8 protein-coding genes and 3 pseudogenes are annotated in these 14,912 nt (G+C 61.8%); 4 read left to right on the top strand and 7 right to left on the bottom strand.

All coding sequences use genetic code 11. The features are described 5' to 3' along the window. Window positions 1-140: 140 nt before the first annotated feature. Window positions 141-1,013: pseudogene (locus tag DBZ45_RS10400) on the top strand (IS3 family transposase); the annotation flags it as partial. A gap of 158 nt (window positions 1,014-1,171) precedes the next feature. Here the strand turns inward: DBZ45_RS10400 and DBZ45_RS10395 are convergent. Further along, window positions 1,172-2,500, bottom strand: coding sequence for a GTP pyrophosphokinase (locus tag DBZ45_RS10395; protein ID WP_111903836.1), 1,329 nt, complete (start codon window positions 2,498-2,500; stop codon window positions 1,172-1,174). A 512-nt stretch (window positions 2,501-3,012) separates the two neighbouring features. On the opposite strand from DBZ45_RS10395, the pseudogene DBZ45_RS10385 reads away from it, so the two are divergent. Then, window positions 3,013-3,897 (top strand): annotated as a pseudogene (locus tag DBZ45_RS10385) (3-hydroxyacyl-CoA dehydrogenase family protein); the annotation flags it as partial. A gap of 325 nt (window positions 3,898-4,222) precedes the next feature. Beyond that, a complete protein-coding gene (locus tag DBZ45_RS23205) occupies window positions 4,223-4,771 on the top strand; it encodes an MFS transporter (protein ID WP_223257007.1) in 549 nt (182 codons plus the stop codon). Between the two features lie 918 nt (window positions 4,772-5,689). On the opposite strand, the gene DBZ45_RS10375 is transcribed toward DBZ45_RS23205, so the two are convergent. The 6 genes from DBZ45_RS10375 to DBZ45_RS10350 form a co-directional block, all read right to left on the bottom strand. Continuing rightward, on the bottom strand, window positions 5,690-7,192 hold the full coding sequence (locus DBZ45_RS10375) for an NAD-dependent succinate-semialdehyde dehydrogenase (protein WP_111903834.1): 1,503 nt from the start codon (window positions 7,190-7,192) through the stop codon (window positions 5,690-5,692). 85 nt (window positions 7,193-7,277) lie between these two features. Beyond that, window positions 7,278-8,960, bottom strand: a complete 1,683-nt coding sequence (locus tag DBZ45_RS10370; protein ID WP_111903833.1) for a thiamine pyrophosphate-dependent enzyme — start codon at window positions 8,958-8,960, stop codon at window positions 7,278-7,280. Window positions 8,961-10,026: 1,066 nt separating this feature from the next. Then, window positions 10,027-11,013: a ketopantoate reductase family protein gene (locus DBZ45_RS10365; RefSeq protein ID WP_111903832.1), complete on the bottom strand. Its 987-nt coding sequence runs from the start codon at window positions 11,011-11,013 to the stop codon at window positions 10,027-10,029. A 24-nt stretch (window positions 11,014-11,037) separates the two neighbouring features. Beyond that, the gene (locus tag DBZ45_RS10360) at window positions 11,038-11,829 is read right to left on the bottom strand and encodes an HpcH/HpaI aldolase family protein (RefSeq protein ID WP_111903831.1); all 792 of its coding nucleotides are present in this window, start codon (window positions 11,827-11,829) and stop codon (window positions 11,038-11,040) included. A 33-nt stretch (window positions 11,830-11,862) separates the two neighbouring features. Then, window positions 11,863-13,314: an aldehyde dehydrogenase family protein gene (locus tag DBZ45_RS10355; RefSeq protein WP_111903830.1), complete on the bottom strand. Its 1,452-nt coding sequence runs from the start codon at window positions 13,312-13,314 to the stop codon at window positions 11,863-11,865. 35 nt (window positions 13,315-13,349) lie between these two features. Continuing rightward, window positions 13,350-14,171 (bottom strand): SDR family NAD(P)-dependent oxidoreductase, encoded by an 822-nt coding sequence (locus tag DBZ45_RS10350; RefSeq protein ID WP_111903829.1) that lies wholly within the window; start codon window positions 14,169-14,171, stop codon window positions 13,350-13,352. A gap of 334 nt (window positions 14,172-14,505) precedes the next feature. On the opposite strand from DBZ45_RS10350, the pseudogene DBZ45_RS10345 reads away from it, so the two are divergent. Further along, a pseudogene (locus tag DBZ45_RS10345) lies at window positions 14,506-14,912 on the top strand (hypothetical protein); the annotation flags it as partial.

Below are 14,912 nucleotides of genomic sequence, written 5' to 3'. Positions count from 1 at the left end.
TCCGCCGCGGGCAGGCCGGTGCCCGGGGAACGAAGCGGACGAGTCATTTTCAAGACACCGCAAACACGGGTCGGATATACCCTGAGTCACGCCCCGCTCTCCGGGACCAGCCTGCCAGCCGGCCTCGGGCCGGCACATGACCATTACAGATCTACCCGCTGGTCACGGATCTTGCCGTCGATGGTGTTCCCGTGGCGGTGACCTGCAGGGTGTTGGGATTCAGTAAGCAAGGCTATTACCGGTGGAAGGCCAACCCGGTGACGGAACGCGACTGGGTCGATGCGCACCTGGTCAACGCCGCACTGGACATCCACGCAGACGACCCGGCTTTCGGATACCGGTTCATCGCTGACGAGCTCCCCGGGAAAGGCATCGTGGCGGGCGAGAACAGGGTCCAGCGCTTATGCAGAGACCACGGCATCTGGTCGGTGTTCTCCAAGAAGCGGGGCCTGAACCGGAAGCCTGGGCCACCGGTCCACGACGACCTGGTCGAGCGGGACTTCACCGCCACGGCACCGAACGAGCTGTGGCTGACGGACATCACCGAGCATCCCACGGCCGAGGGGAAGCTCTATCTCTGCGCTGTGAAGGACGTGTATTCCGGAAGGATCGTCGGGTACTCGATGGACTCGCGGATGAAGTCGTCGCTGGCCGTCGCTGCGTTGGAGAACGCGGTGCGGGCACGCCGCCCGGCGGGAACCGTGGTGCATTCCGACCGTGGGTCCCAATTCCGGTCCCGCCGCTTCGTCGAATCACTCCGGCACCACGGGCTCACAGGCTCGATGGGCCGAGTCGGTGCGTGCGCGGACAACGCCGCCATGGAATCTTTCTTCTCGTTGCTGCAAAAGAACGTTCTGGACCGTCAGCGATGGCAAAACAGGCAGGACCTGCGCCTGGCCATCACAGTCTGGATCGAGCGGACCTATCACCGCCGGCGACGGCAAAGACGGCTGGGGAAGCTCACGCCCATCGAATATGAAACAATCAACCGGGCCGCGCTCACAGCGGCCTAAGACCCCGAGTCAACGAAAGCCGGGGCAGTCCCACCACAACGCCGCGGAGCGGCTCCGCAGCTCGGACTATGTCGCATAAGTTTCTTGTTCAATCGGTGAACTCATCGTTAGTTATGGGACACGTCCACACACGCCTCAGCGGGCAGGGATGCTGGGCGCTACAAGCTTCTACCGTCTTCAGGTGCGCGATCCTCGATGGTCGCAGTTATATCACGTAGCCAAGCAGTCGCCTCGCTCAACCGAGTGAGCGGGACTTCACCAGCCTTTCCATGCACGACGTGATTTCGTAGCTCACGCATTATCGCCAGCTCCTCCTGTTGGACAGGCGAAAGAATGCCGGCAGCGACCAACCGCCGAATCATAACCCCCGGGGGGACCGGCTTCGAGGACTTTGAGAGATTTCTTAGAAGAGCTTCAAACAAGATCCATGCCGCCATGAACTCACCAATTGCAATAGTCTCAGGCGCGGTAGCTTTCACATCGGCGACGGTAAGGCGTCGAGACGAGCCGCGGCGTGCCTCTGCCATAGCTCGCGAGTAGGCCTCGTATCGGTTGGGGTTGCCAGAGAGCATGAGGTCGGCCAACTGGTCGGCAACCGGTCGCTTCTCGAAGTCCTGCTCCAGCAAGCCCACGTAAGGTTCCACGTAAGACGCCGTGGCCTCCCGTTCATCAGTGAGGAACCTAAAGAGCACATCAACTCGACCCAAAGTTGCCTCCGTGAGGTCGATGCCCAGTGCCGACACCTGTGTGCGAAGAAATTCAGCCAGCTCGTAGTGGTCCCGAAATGGGGTCTTAGCGGCGGCAAGCCTTTCGTCGCCAGCCTTCTGAAGTTGTTCAAGCGCAATCTCGCCAGCAAGAACCAGGCCGTTGAGTTGGTCAAGTAGCGCATACTCCGACGGCGACAGCGCACCCTCAAGCGGCTTGTACACCAGATCATGTTCAACCTCGGACCAAGCATGCATAAGAACAGACGCTACTTGGACTTCAATAAGGGCCGAGGCGTATCGCTCCTGGTCCTGATTCAATCTCGATTCGGGAATGTGAACCCGGAAGTGGCGTGCACCGTAACCAGAGAACCGCGGCAAATGCACCGCCACAGATTGCGATGCGGCAACGTCGGAGCCATCGGGATCTGCGCCAGGAACCTTGCCCGCCGGGAACGTCTTGCGGGCGTTCACATGCAGTGTGGATTGAATGATGCGCTCGGCTTCATCCATCTGTCCAGGGAAGTAGAGAGCTACGCGTACTCCGGCAAGGTCGACGATGTCCTCTCGAATCGCCGAAACCGACGCATACGGCGTCCTACGATCACGGACACGCAACTTCTCTACTAATCGGTCAACAGACTTAGCACGACTCGTCACGATGGCACGAAGACCCGAGCTGGCAAGCTCTGTCTCCAAGAGTCCAGAGGCCGTTCGTGCCGCGGCCTCCCAGAAGTCAATCTCTCGTTCATACTCGCTGACGAAGTCTTCAATGACTCCCACGCTTTCCCCTTACATTGGCGGCAACATCTGAATTTTACGATCCGCCGAGGTGTACTTAGCTCCGTCCAGTTTGGGCAAGGAAGGCAAGACCTAAATAGTCAGAGAACGTGTAACAATGCGAAGGCCGCGCATTGCGGCTGATGGGCTGTCGACGGGATCCCAGCGTCCTTCATCGGCCGGCCTTTGCGGGCGAACGAGAGCAGCTCATTGAGCTGGGGGCCGTTTCATGTCCTTGCCCGAGGCCTTGTCGGTGAAGACAGGTCCACTTCCACGCCCTCGAGTTGGCGTTCGGTGCGCTGGTCCAGTCTGCCGACCCTGATGTAACCGATACGCTGCCCGCCCACTGCACCCTCCTGGTGAATAGTGTCCGGTTGAAATCTTAGACCCCGGACCTAAGGTGCCAATATATTCTGCCGATCACCCTATTCTGACGTGCTCTACGAGGCGCGCCTGACGTCAGGTTGGGGTGTCCTCAAACCTGACCCGCGTCCTCCTGGATTGCCCTCGCGAAGGTGCTCAAGGAGGTATTCGCTGACGCTGACTTTGTGATCGAGGCCGTTTTCGAAGAAATCTCGGTCAAGAAGCACGTCTTTGCAGAAATCGAAGCCGTCATAAGAGCAGACTGCATCCTGGCGACCAACACCTCGTCGCTTTCGGTGGCGGAGATGGCTTCGGACCTGACCAATCCCGAGCGCCTAGTGGGCTTTCACTTTTTCAACCCGGTGGCGGCCATGCCGTTGCTGGAGATTATTCAAGCGCCCGAGACCAGCAATGAAGTCCTCGCCACCGCGTTCGCACTGGGGCGGGCACTGCGAAAAACCAGCGTTCTGGTTCAAGACTGCACCGCCTTCGTCGTTAACCGGGTGTTGCTACGGCTTATGGGTGAGGTGCTCCGCGCTTTCGACGACGGAACCCCTGCAGATGTCGCAGACCAAGCACTCAAGCCAATGGGTCTGCCCATGACACCGTTCAACTTGCTGGCCATGATCGGGCTCCCCGTCTGCCTGCACGTCACTCAGTCGCTGAACACAGCCTTCGGTGAACGGTTCCCTGTATCGCCCAACCAACAGAGGCTCATCGAGCATGGCATCACATCCCTCTGGGAACAGAAACCAGAGGGCGACCCCGTCATTCCCGCCCGCACCGTGGGACTGCTGGAAATTGGCTGTAGTCCCAGCACATCGGACGAACTCCTGGCCCGAGTACAGGACGCACTGGCCGAAGAGATCGCCCTGATGCTCGATGAAGGAGTGGTCCCCGATCCCCAGGACATCGATCTCTGCATGATCGCAGGAGCCGGCTGGCCACTGCACCTGGGAGGAATCACGCCGTATCTTGATCAGACGGGAGCATCCGAAAGAGCCGCCGGGCGTCTGTTTCACCCAGCAAACAGATAGGCACAGCAATGGCATACGTCAGCCGCCGGTGGTTACAACAAGGCTCGTCAAGGAAACGCCTCAACTGCTTCGACCACGCACTGTCCAAGACTGTCGCCTCCCACCAGGACAACACGACGCAGATCCACCGGTCACATCATGGATCAGTTGTTGAACCCGCTCAATGACGTTGCAACTAACCGCGCATAACCACAACAGGTTTCACGTTCACGACCCGCCCACCACCGACATGCGGTGGTCGCGCAGAAGGGCTACCCATGGAGGTGTCGGGCAGATTTACGGCGAGGGAAGTGCGATTTTCCCCTCCTTAAGACAGGAATTGCTTGTGACCCGCTCAGATCATCTAGCCGAATCGGTTGCACCGCTGGAGGCAGTCCGGCCACGCACTGCGTTGGCGGTGTCTTTGCTGGGCTTCTTCATGATCACCCTTGACACGCTGATCGTGAACGTAGCTCTCGCGACTATCGGTCGGCAGTCTGGTGGCGGCACCGTTGGCCAACAGTGGATTGTCGATAGCTACACGCTAATGTTTGCGTCGCTGCTGTTGTTTGCCGGCAACCTCGCCGACCGGGTCGGAGCGAAGCGGGCCTTCCGCATCGGGCTGGACATGTTTACCCTAGCCTCCGCCGCCTGCTCCCTTGCGCCCGAACTGATGACGCTCATTCTGGCACGGTTCCTGCAGGGAAGCGCGGCTGCGCTTATGCTGCCGGCGTCCTTAGCGCTGCTCCGCGAAGCGAATCCCGGACGCGCAGCGCCGCGCAAGGGCAATCGGCATCTGGTCCCTCGGCGGTGCCGTCTCGGCAGTCGCGGGACCGGCCTTAGGCGGGGTTCTCACTCCCAACTTCGGTACTCATTGCTGCCAGTAACGTTGTAGCTGGCCGCTTGGCGGCTCGGTTCGGGCCGCACGTTCCGGCCGCAGCAGGGCAGCTGACTATGGCCCTCGGGCTCACAGCCATGCTCATCACCGCACCACTGGGCTCCCTGGTTCTGGTCGGCGCTCTCATGATTCCGGTTGGGGTAGGCGGCGCGCTCACCCTGCCGCCCGTCACTGCCCTCATTCTCGACAACGTGTCTGCCGCCCGTACCCACCGCAATTGCTGTCTTCAACACATTCCGCCAGCTTGGCGCTGCTGTTGGCGTTGCGATATTCGGAGCGCTGCTGGCCAGCACCGATGGCTTCCTAAGTGGCCTCCAGGCAAGTCTGCTCATCGCGGCAGTCTTGGTACTCATGAGCGCTGGCGCAGGTCTCTTGATTCGCCCCACCGCCCCCGGGAGCGGACAGTAGCAAACAGCTTTGGTGGAACAGCTTTAGCATTTACCACCGTCGCGGCAGAGGAGGCTGATCGTCCCCGGCTGAGAACATTGCATAACGCTCAGTCACCTAATGGCGTCGCATATGCCGTCGCGGCAACGACTGCCGCTGAGAGCGCCCACCCGGACACTGCACTTGCGCTCACAATCTGTCCTGCGTACCCGTCGGTAATCCGGCTCTCCGGCCAAGAACGGCACCATCGGTCCGGCCGAAGCGGGCGCCTGGGCTCATGAAGCACATTCCGATTCAACCGGTTATGAGTGTCCCCGGATTGTGGCAGTCAGTTGTCGTCAGCCGGATTGTTCTGGTGTCCATTGACCTCCTTCCTTCCAATGTGGGCAATGGAGCGTGGGCTGCCAGCAGCAAGCCATGGCTGACGTCCTCAACATCACTGCCAATGGTTCATCGTGCATCGGAGACATCGAAATCATCAAAAAAGGCCGGCCCCCGGATAAACGTAGGCCTGGCCTTGAGGACCGACTAGCCGACGTAGGGGTCGGCGATGCCGATGTACTGGGTGGTGGTGTATTCGGCGATGCCTTCGGTACCGCCCTCGCGGCCGAGTCCGGATTGTTTGACGCCGCCGAAGGGTGCCGCGGCGTTGGAGATGACGCCGGCATTGAAGCCCACCATCCCGAACTCGATCTGTTCGGCCACGCGCAGGAGCCGGTTGAAGTCGCGGCTGTAGAGGTAGGAGGCGAGGCCGTACTCGGAAGAGTTGGCCAGGCGGATGGCCTGCTCTTCGGTGGTGAAGGTGACCACGGGGGCGACGGGTCCGAAGATCTCCTGGCCCAGGATGGCCGCGTCGTGGGGGACGTCTGCGAGCACGGTGGGCTGGTAAAAGTATCCGGGCCCGTCGACGGGTGCGCCACCGGTGACAGTCACTGCTCCGGCATCGAGGGCGGCACTCACCAGAGCATGAACGTCGTCGCGGGCGCCGGCGCCGATCAGGGGACCGACCTGGGTTTCGGGTTCGGTGCCCCTGCCGGTGGTGAGGGCGCCCATCGCGGCGGCGAACTTGCGGGTGAACTCCTGGGCGACGGTTTCGTGGACGAGGAACCGGTTGGCGGCGGTGCAGGCTTCGCCCATGTTTCGCATCTTCGCCGCCATCGCACCCTCGACGGCGGCATCGAGGTCGGCGTCTTCGAACACGATGAAGGGCGCGTTCCCGCCGAGCTCCATGGAAGTCCGCAGGACGTTCTGGGCGGCGTCCGCCATGAGGCGCTTGCCCACGGGTGTGGAGCCGGTGAAGGAGACCTTCCGCAGGCGGGCGTCCTTCAGCAGCGGCCCGGAAATCCCTGAAGCGCTGGAGGAGGCCACCACGTTGAGGACTCCGGCCGGGAGGCCGGCGTCGAGCATGGTCTGGGCGAAGTACTGGGCCGTCAAGGGGGTGAGCTTTGCTGGCTTGAGGACCATGGTGCAGCCCGCGGCGACAGCCGGGGCGACCTTGCGGGTGGCCATCGCGAGCGGGAAGTTCCAAGGGGTGATGAGCAGGCACGGGCCGACCGGTTTGTGCTGGACGAGGATCTTGTTCTTGCCCTCGGGGGAAGTGAGGTAGCGGCCGTAGTCGCGGGCGGTTTCCTCGGAGAACCAGCGCAGGAACTCGGCGCCGTAGGTGACTTCGCCACGGGCTTCGGCTAGGGGCTTGCCCATTTCCAGGGTCATCAGCAGCGCGAAGTCCTCGGCGCGTGCGGTGACCAGGCCGAAGGCGCGGCGCAGGATCTCCGCCCGAACCCTTGGGGCAGTGCGGGCCCAGGACGCCTGGGCCGCGTCGGCCGCGTCGAGGGCGGCGAGTGCGTCCTCGCTGGTGGCTGACGCGAGGGTGGCGAGTACCTCGCCCGTGGCGGGGTCGTGCACGTCGAACGTGCCGCCGTCGGACGCGTCCCGCCACTGCCCGTTGATGAGCAGGCCGGTCGGCACCGACGCGAGCAGCTCCGCCTCCCGCTCCGGTGAGATGGCAGGGAATAGTGCAGAAAGAGTCATAAGAATATCCTTGGGAAGTGTCAGTAGCTGTCGTGATCTTGGTTCAACTGCGGCGGTGAGTTGCGGGCAGCGCGGGGGAGCGTTCTTAGTAGGCCTTGACCCTCTGCTCGACCACGAGGTGGATAAGAGCGAACACCTTGTCACTGTCGATGGCCCGGAGCGCCGCCTTGATGGCGGCGGGCACGTCAGCGTCGTGTTCGACTTTAATGCCGAAACCACCAAAGGCTTGGGCCATGAGCGCAAAGTCTGGGTTCTTCAGCTGTGTTCCGGAAACGCGCGCAGGGTAATGGCGTTCCTGGTGCGTACGAATGGTGCCGTATTCCTGGTTGTCCATCACGATCACCAGGGGAGTGGCGCCGTACTGGGTGGCCGTGGCGAGTTCCTGGCCGTTCATGAGGAACTCACCGTCACCGGCAATCGTCACCACCCGCCGGCCCGGATATTCCAGGGACGCCGCGATGGCGGACGGGATGGAATAGCCCATGGAACCATTGCGTGCGCTGATCATGGAGGCGTAGCGCTGAGTGGGAAAGTAGCGGTGGGCCCAGTTGGTGTGTTCTCCCGCGCCGAGGGTGACCATCGCGTCCTTGGGCAAGGTCGGCACGAGGTGGGCCATGAGGGTGTCCATCCGGGCCCGGCCTTCTGATGGCGCGGCCGTAGGGAGGGTGGCAAACGACTCCTGTTCGTAGCGCATCCGTGCGGTCCAGGCCTTCCATTCGTCCTTGACGGGGAGCTCGATCTTTGCGAGGTCGCGAACGAACACGTCCGGCTTGGCAACAATCTGATAGGAGACGGGGCCGGAACGGCCACGGAGGGACGGATCGATGGTGACTAGAAAGTTCTTCTTATTCCAGTCCTGACGGCAGACGAAACCGTCGGTAATAACGTCTCCCGGAACGGTTCCAACGAAGATCAGCAGGTCTGTTTCTTCGAGCAGGTCATAGGTGGGACGGGGGCGTCCGTAGCCGATGGGGCCAACGTATGAGGGCGAGTCGAACGGGACGGTACCTTCGGTGCGCCACTCCGCCGCGGCAGGGATTTTGTGCTTCTCCAGCCATCCGGTCAGCCGGTCGGCGCCTTCCTGGGTCCAGTCGTTGCCGCCAGTAACGAACAGGGGCTTGCGGCATGCGGTGAGGGCCGCGGCCAGGGCTTCCGAGTCCGCGGTGGTCATGCCACCGGTGGCCACAGGGATCGGGGGGTGGAGGTCGGCCGGAATCTGCTGGCGGATGACATCCTCGGGCAAGCCGACGACGACCGGGCCGGGACGTCCGCTCATGGCCGCGAACACGGCCTCGGCGACGATTTCCGAGGCACGCTCGGCGTGATCCAGAACCATGACGCGTTTGGCACCGGTGTCGAACCAGGCCTTAATGTCGAATTCCTGGAAGGCCTCGCGGTCACGGTGAGCGAAGGGGATGAGTCCAACGAACAGCACCATGGGTGTGGAGTCCTGCCAGGAGGTATGCAGGCCAACGTGGGCGTTCGCCGCGCCAGGACCGCGCGTAACCATGGCAATGCCGGGGAGTTGGTTCATCTTCCCGTCGGCCTCGGCCATGTATGTTGCACCACCTTCGTGGCGACATACGATGGTTTCAATCTCAGAGCCGTGCAGTCCGTCAAGAACATCAAGGAAGCTTTCACCCGGCACCACGTGGGCCCGCTTGATCCCATGGGCAACAAGGGTGTCGACGATGACGTGACCGGCTGATTTCATTGTGCGCGCCGGCTTATTCGTTGTCTCGGTGGGTTCGGCCATGGTTTGCGTCATTGCTGGGGTGCCTTTTGTAGTTTTTGTTTCGGTATGTATTTGGGGGTGGATTCAGTTTCACAGTCGAATGAGAACCTGGCCGCAGTGTTTTATAAGGAGTGAACGCCGGCGACGATCTGTCCTGCCGATCGTCGTAGCATCACTGCGCCATAAGCACTTCAGCCTGACGCGTTTGGGGGGGGTTCATCATCCCCGCAGCGACCGGTACCGTGAGCTCGGTCTCGCTTCGGATGCCCTGGGGGAAGGCTGTGGGAACCGCAATTTGGGAAGTTTTCCTAAGAACAGTCGCGGGAAGATAGAGCGGGACGGCAGCGAACCGCTGACTTCGAGACGGCTGCGATGCCCAGGAAGATTCGTTGGTTCTGGGGCACGGCTAATCGGTTTCGGGTCCGGTGCAGAAGGGACAGTCGGTTCTGTTTCCGGTCCCGTCGCAAAACGGCGGTCTGTACGTTTCGGACTGTAAAGAATTGTTCCTAACTATTTGTGTCGGCATTTCCACTTGCCTGTCTTCCCCTCTACTGCTTCTGTCACTCGGATCCGGTTCTGTCACTGGGATCCGGATTATGCTGCTGTTCCTGACTGGATTGCCGGACCGACTGGTTCGAGCACGGTCGGCCCGGCAAGATCGCTCCTCGAGTGAGACCGGGCGAGCAGCCTCTGACTAGGAACTTATGCCACACCAGTGCGTGGGATGTTGCCCTACACCGGTAAGCAGGAGTAGTCCCGGGCTACGTTCTCCAGGCGAGGGTATGAGCCGTATGCTTTGGGAGTCTTCCCCAAGATGAACGAAGACACGGGGTTCCACTCCGTCGGCCGCCAACCAGAAGCCCGACTTGTCTTTCATGACTGCCTCGATAATCCCTCGCCTGGTAACAGCACGGGACATTTGCACTTCGACTTTTTCACCTGCAGCCAGTTTCCAACTGCTGTCGTTGTTGTCGTCTTGCCGATCTTCGGGAATCATCTTTTCCTTCAAATGGTCGGTGCTGTGGGAGTTGATTATCCTTCAGTGCCTCACCAACGTGGCTGGATAAGCGCCTCGTGGTCGGCAACCGTTGCCTCCGTGTCAGCCGGTGCTGTCGAGGTAGAGGCCTGCAGCCCGTGCGCGCTGTGTGGCAAGTTCGATGATCAGGTCAAGGTTTGGGGTTGGGACTTGGGCGAGTTCGGCGAGGTCGAGCGGGACGCGGAACAGCCCGTCGATTTCCATGGGTCGGCCGGCGAGCAGGTCCTGGGCGATGCTTTGCAGGTGATTCGAGGTGGCGAGCTTTGCCAACCCCTTATCCGGATCACCCGGATCACAACCAAGGGCACGGGCGATAGCTACGCCCTCGTCTGCCATTGCCTTGGCGGTGCCGGCTATCGCGGGTTTGTTGAGAACATCCTTCATCGGGGAGGCACTCAGGGTGGCCAGCGACCCCCCGATGAGGTTCATGACCAGTTTGGCCCAAATGGCGTCGCGGATCTTGGTCGTGACGCTGACCTCGAGCCCGGTGGGATTTAGCAGCGACGCCAGCGTACCCAGTCTGGGGTCGGCATTTCCGTCGGGACGGCCGATGATGAGGCGGTTGCGTGCGTTTTCTGCACGTACTACTCCGGGTTCGATGAGGGTGCAGGCGGTGTAGGCGACTGCACCGACCGCACGTTCCGGCCCGATGAGGTCCCATAGCGTTCCCTCGGGATCCAGCCGCCGTAACTGCGTGCCGTCGAGGTCTCCGCCGTGGGCGTGGAAGTACCACCAGGGGATGCCGTTCATGACGAACAGCACGAGGCTGTCATCATGAAGCAGGGATTTGATGCCCTCGGCGATGAATGGCAGTGCAGGTGCCTTGACTGTGACGATGACGATGTCTTGGGGGCCAAGGTCGGCTGGCTGGTCGATGGCAGTCGGGCGGGACAGGAGCGTCCCGTCGCGGGTTTCCACCCGCAGCCCATTTTGCCGGATGGCGGCAAGCTGTTCACCGCGGGCGATTAGCGAGACCTCCGCTTCAGTTCCAGCGAGCCGCCCGGCGATGTGCCCGCCGACGGCTCCTGCCCCGTATATGCAGATTTTCATGTTCCCTGTTCCGTGATGTCGTGACTAGGCGAACTGCTGGCGTTTTTGCTTGGCTGCGGTGCTGAGGAAGGTGATGTCGTTGCCGGTGGATACGTAGCTGGCGCCGAGCTCGAGGTACTGGCGGATCAGGTCTGGCCAGCCGCCAAGGCCACCGATTCCAACCGAAACCCCATTCGACTGGCAGGCTTTGATGACCCGCAGGTAGGCGTCGTGCACTTTGGGGTGGTCCATTTGCCCCGCGATGCCGAGCCCGACGCTGAGGTCGTTCGCTCCGACGAGGATCATGTCGAGCCCGTCCACGGCGGCTATTTCTTCGACGGCGTCGAGTCCTGTCTGGGATTCGATCATCGCCACGACCATGGAGGATTCGTCAAGCACCCGAACGACGTCGGCGGGTGGGTATGTCCGGTAGTTCAGTTGGGGTGCGGCACCGGCAAGGGAGCGTCCGCCAAGGGGTGCGTGTTTGACTGCCCGGACGAGGGCACGGGCCTGATCGGCCGATTCCACATCGGGCACAATGATGCCCATGGCGCCCGAGTCCATGACTCTGGCGATGTAGGCCGGGTCCAGGCCCGGAACACGGACCAGGGGTGTGACGCCGAGGTGGTTGCAGGCCATGCAGATCTGCCCTGCGGCCTCCAGGGAAAAGCTGCTGTGCTCCATGTCGATGTAGACGGAGTCGAATCCTGCCGTGTGGGCGATGGAGGCGATGTCCACGGTTCGCACCAACCTGACGGTCATGGAGTATACGGTTTCGCCTTTGGCCAGCTTGTCCTTGACGTGGTTTCGCAGGACGGGTGCAGCTGTGGTGCTCATTTTTTTGCGTCTCCTGATCGACTCGAATTTTTTTCAGCCGAAGAGAGTCGGCAACGCTTGGGCTTCGTCCTCGAAGCCGTAGACAGACTTGATTTCCAGGTATTCCTCGAGCCCGAACCGGCCCATCGAGCGGCCGATGCCGGACTGCTTGTATCCGCCCATAGGGGTGTAGGAGTCGGTGGCTGCCCCGTTATAGCTCACCCGTCCGGCACGAAGGCCGTTGGCGACGCGGCGGGCGTTTGCCCGGTCTTCGCCGAAGACGTAGCCACCGAGTCCGTAGGGGGAGTCGTTGGCGATGCGAAGGGCTTCTTCCTCATCCTTGTAAGGGATAACTGCGAGGACCGGTCCGAAGATTTCCTCGCGGGCGATGGTCATATCGGGGGTGACTCCGGTGAACACGGTGGGCTGGACGAAGTAGCCCTGGTCCAGGCCTGCCGGCCGGTCCAGTCCGCCGGTGACGAGCTCGGCGCCTTCGTTGATGCCGCTTTGGATCAGGTCCCGGATGGATTTGTACTGGGCGGCGGTGACGACCGGCCCCATGGTCGTGGTGGTGTCGAGCGGATCACCGAGGCGGAACCGTCGTACTTCGTCGACCAGGAACGGGGTAATCTGGTCGATCTGGCTTTCATGGACCAGCATGCGGGTGGGGGCGTGGCAGGACTGGCCGGCGTTGAAGAAGGCGCGTTGAATGTTCCAGCGGGCGGCTTTTTCGAGGTCGGCGTCGGGGAGTACGATGTTGGCTGATTTGCCGCCGAGTTCGAGACTGACACGTTTGACGGTTTCCGCGGCGGCTGCTCCTACCTGCTGGCCTGCGCCGGTGGATCCGGTGAAGGAGATCATGTCAACGCCGGGGTGACGGGACAGAGCATCGCCTACCTCGCGGCCGGTACCGGTGACGAGGTTGAATACACCTGCCGGGACCTTGGCTTCGTGCAGCACCTGGGCAAGGAGCGCACCGCTGGCCGCGGAGTTGATGCTGGGCTTGGCAACGATGGTGCAGCCGGCAGCCAGGGCGTAGATGAGTTTGATGACGCCAGTTTGGATGGGCCAGTTCCAGGGAGAGATCAGGGCGCACACGCCGATGGGCTCGCGGCGGACGATGGCACCGCCGATACGGGTCTCGAACGGGTATTCGCGCAGGATGTCCCGGGCAACGCGCATGTGTTCGGCCGGGCCGACAACCTGAGCCCGATTGTTAACCGGAATGCCCTCTTCGCGGGCGATCAGCTCGGAGAACTCATCGATTCGGGATTCGTAAGCGTCGATGATCCGGTTGATCAGCGCGATGCGTTCTTCCACGGTGGTGGTGGAGAAAGTCTCAAATGCCTTCTGTGCCGCTGCCACCGCACGGTCCACGTCCTCGGCCGTCCCTAAAGTGACTTGTGCGAAGGGCTCCTCACGGGTGGGATCGATAAGCTCCACGACCCGGGAGCCCGCCGGTTCGGTCCATTGGCCATCAATGTAGATGTGCGGGTACTGCTTCATGAGCGGTTCTCCTGTGCTGCCTGTGCTTTTGGGGGTTAGCTGCTGTGGGTGTAGCCGCCGTCGCAGGCGATCGTCTGGCCGGTGATGAAAGCGGACGCGGGCGTGGCGAGGAAGAGCATAATGCCGACCAGGTCGGGCGGGACCATGCCGCGGGGGATGCACTGCAGGGATGCCGCGCGTTCGCGGACCTCCACGGTGGGGTTGACTGTGCGTTCGACCTCGGTGGCTACGCTGCCGGGCCGGATGCAGTTCACGGTGATGCCATGGTGGCCGAGCTCGCGGGCAAGGGAGTTGGTCATGCCAATCACTGCCGACTTGGAGGTCACGTAGTGCAGGTAGTTGACCGTGCCGCGGGTGACCGCGTCGGAGGAAATATTGATGATGCGGCCAAAGCCGGCCTGGCGCATGTGTTCGGCAACAGCCCGGGCGCACAGGTAGGTGCCCGTGATATTCACTTTCAGGACGTTTTCCCACTGCGCCAAAGGGATCTGGTCGAACGGGACCTTATCCAGGGTGGCGAAGATCGAGGCGTTATTGATCAGCACATCAACTCGCCCCCAAGTCTCGATGACGGTCGCGACCATCGCGGTGACGGAGGGTTCGTCGGCCACGTTGACCTTGACGGCCAGACCTGTCCCACCGGCATCATGGATTTCCTTGGCCACCGCTTCGGCCTTCTTAATGTCGAGGTCAGCGATCACGGCAAGGGCTCCAGCTGCAGCGAACTGACGGGCAAGCTCCCGCCCAATGCCCTGTGCCGCGCCGGTGACGATCACGACGCGCCCTTCAACGCTGAAGTCCCGGGCGGACGCGGGAACGCCAGAATCTTGGGGGGTGTGAGTCAGGGGTGTCGTCATAGTCGGTCCTTGTGGCATCGTCGTCATGATTGTGGTGGCAGGCGTGGTGATTGAAGCTGCTTGTTGAGGCACTCAAGCCCCACGCTCCGTCAGTCGAGTCCCTGCGAGAGGCTCGGCGAACTTATTTTTATCAACGATATCCCGTTATCTGGGATTCGGTCAAGAGCGTTGCGTGCACTTTTATTGCCCCTGGACAGAAATTGATCAGCCCAATCTGCAGTAGGGATGTTCCTAATTCTGTGCGGTCGGCCGGCAAGGTATTGCAGCGGCTGGCCGGCCGCCGTCCCCCGCCGTTCGTGCCGGGGTTGAATCGACTTTTGTGAAGGAGCAGCAGATGCGCGTAAGCAAGGCAGCGGAAACGGACATCGAAGCAGTCGGATCCATGCGTGAGGGAAAGCTGGACCAGAAGCACCTGCTGTTCGGTGAAGACGGTTCGCCGAACAACTACGACCTGAACATGGGCCACACCGGTGGCGGCGGGTGGCGCACCCCGCGGCACCGGCACAACTTCGACCAGGTCCGCTACGTCATCCAGGGCCGGCTGCCCTACTCCGAGACCGACTACCTGGAAGAGGGCTGGGTCGGCTACTTCCCGGAAAGCGTTCACTACGGTCCCCAGGAACGCGCCGAGGGGCTACGCACCCTGGTTCTGCAGGCCGGCGGCGCCAGCGGCCAGGGCTACCTCTCCGTCGCCCAGCGCGAAGCGACCAACTCGGAGCTGGAAAAGACCGGCGAGTTCAA

Origin of the sequence: Arthrobacter globiformis (assembly GCF_003261175.1) — a bacterium.
In the GTDB taxonomy this organism is placed as follows: domain Bacteria; phylum Actinomycetota; class Actinomycetes; order Actinomycetales; family Micrococcaceae; genus Arthrobacter; species Arthrobacter globiformis_A.
This window is presented reverse-complemented; position numbering and strand designations above follow the sequence as displayed.

Excerpts from the sequence above, each read along its gene's own strand:
- DBZ45_RS10375 (WP_111903834.1), bottom strand. The coding sequence starts at position 7,192 with ATGACTCTTTCTGCACTATTCCCTGCCATCTCACCGGAGCGGGAGGCG.
- DBZ45_RS10355 (WP_111903830.1), bottom strand. The coding sequence starts at position 13,314 with ATGAAGCAGTACCCGCACATCTACATTGATGGCCAATGGACCGAACCG.
- DBZ45_RS10360 (WP_111903831.1), bottom strand. The coding sequence starts at position 11,829 with ATGAGCACCACAGCTGCACCCGTCCTGCGAAACCACGTCAAGGACAAG.
- DBZ45_RS10350 (WP_111903829.1), bottom strand. The coding sequence starts at position 14,171 with ATGACGACACCCCTGACTCACACCCCCCAAGATTCTGGCGTTCCCGCG.
- DBZ45_RS10370 (WP_111903833.1), bottom strand. The coding sequence starts at position 8,960 with ATGACGCAAACCATGGCCGAACCCACCGAGACAACGAATAAGCCGGCG.
- DBZ45_RS10365 (WP_111903832.1), bottom strand. The coding sequence starts at position 11,013 with ATGAAAATCTGCATATACGGGGCAGGAGCCGTCGGCGGGCACATCGCC.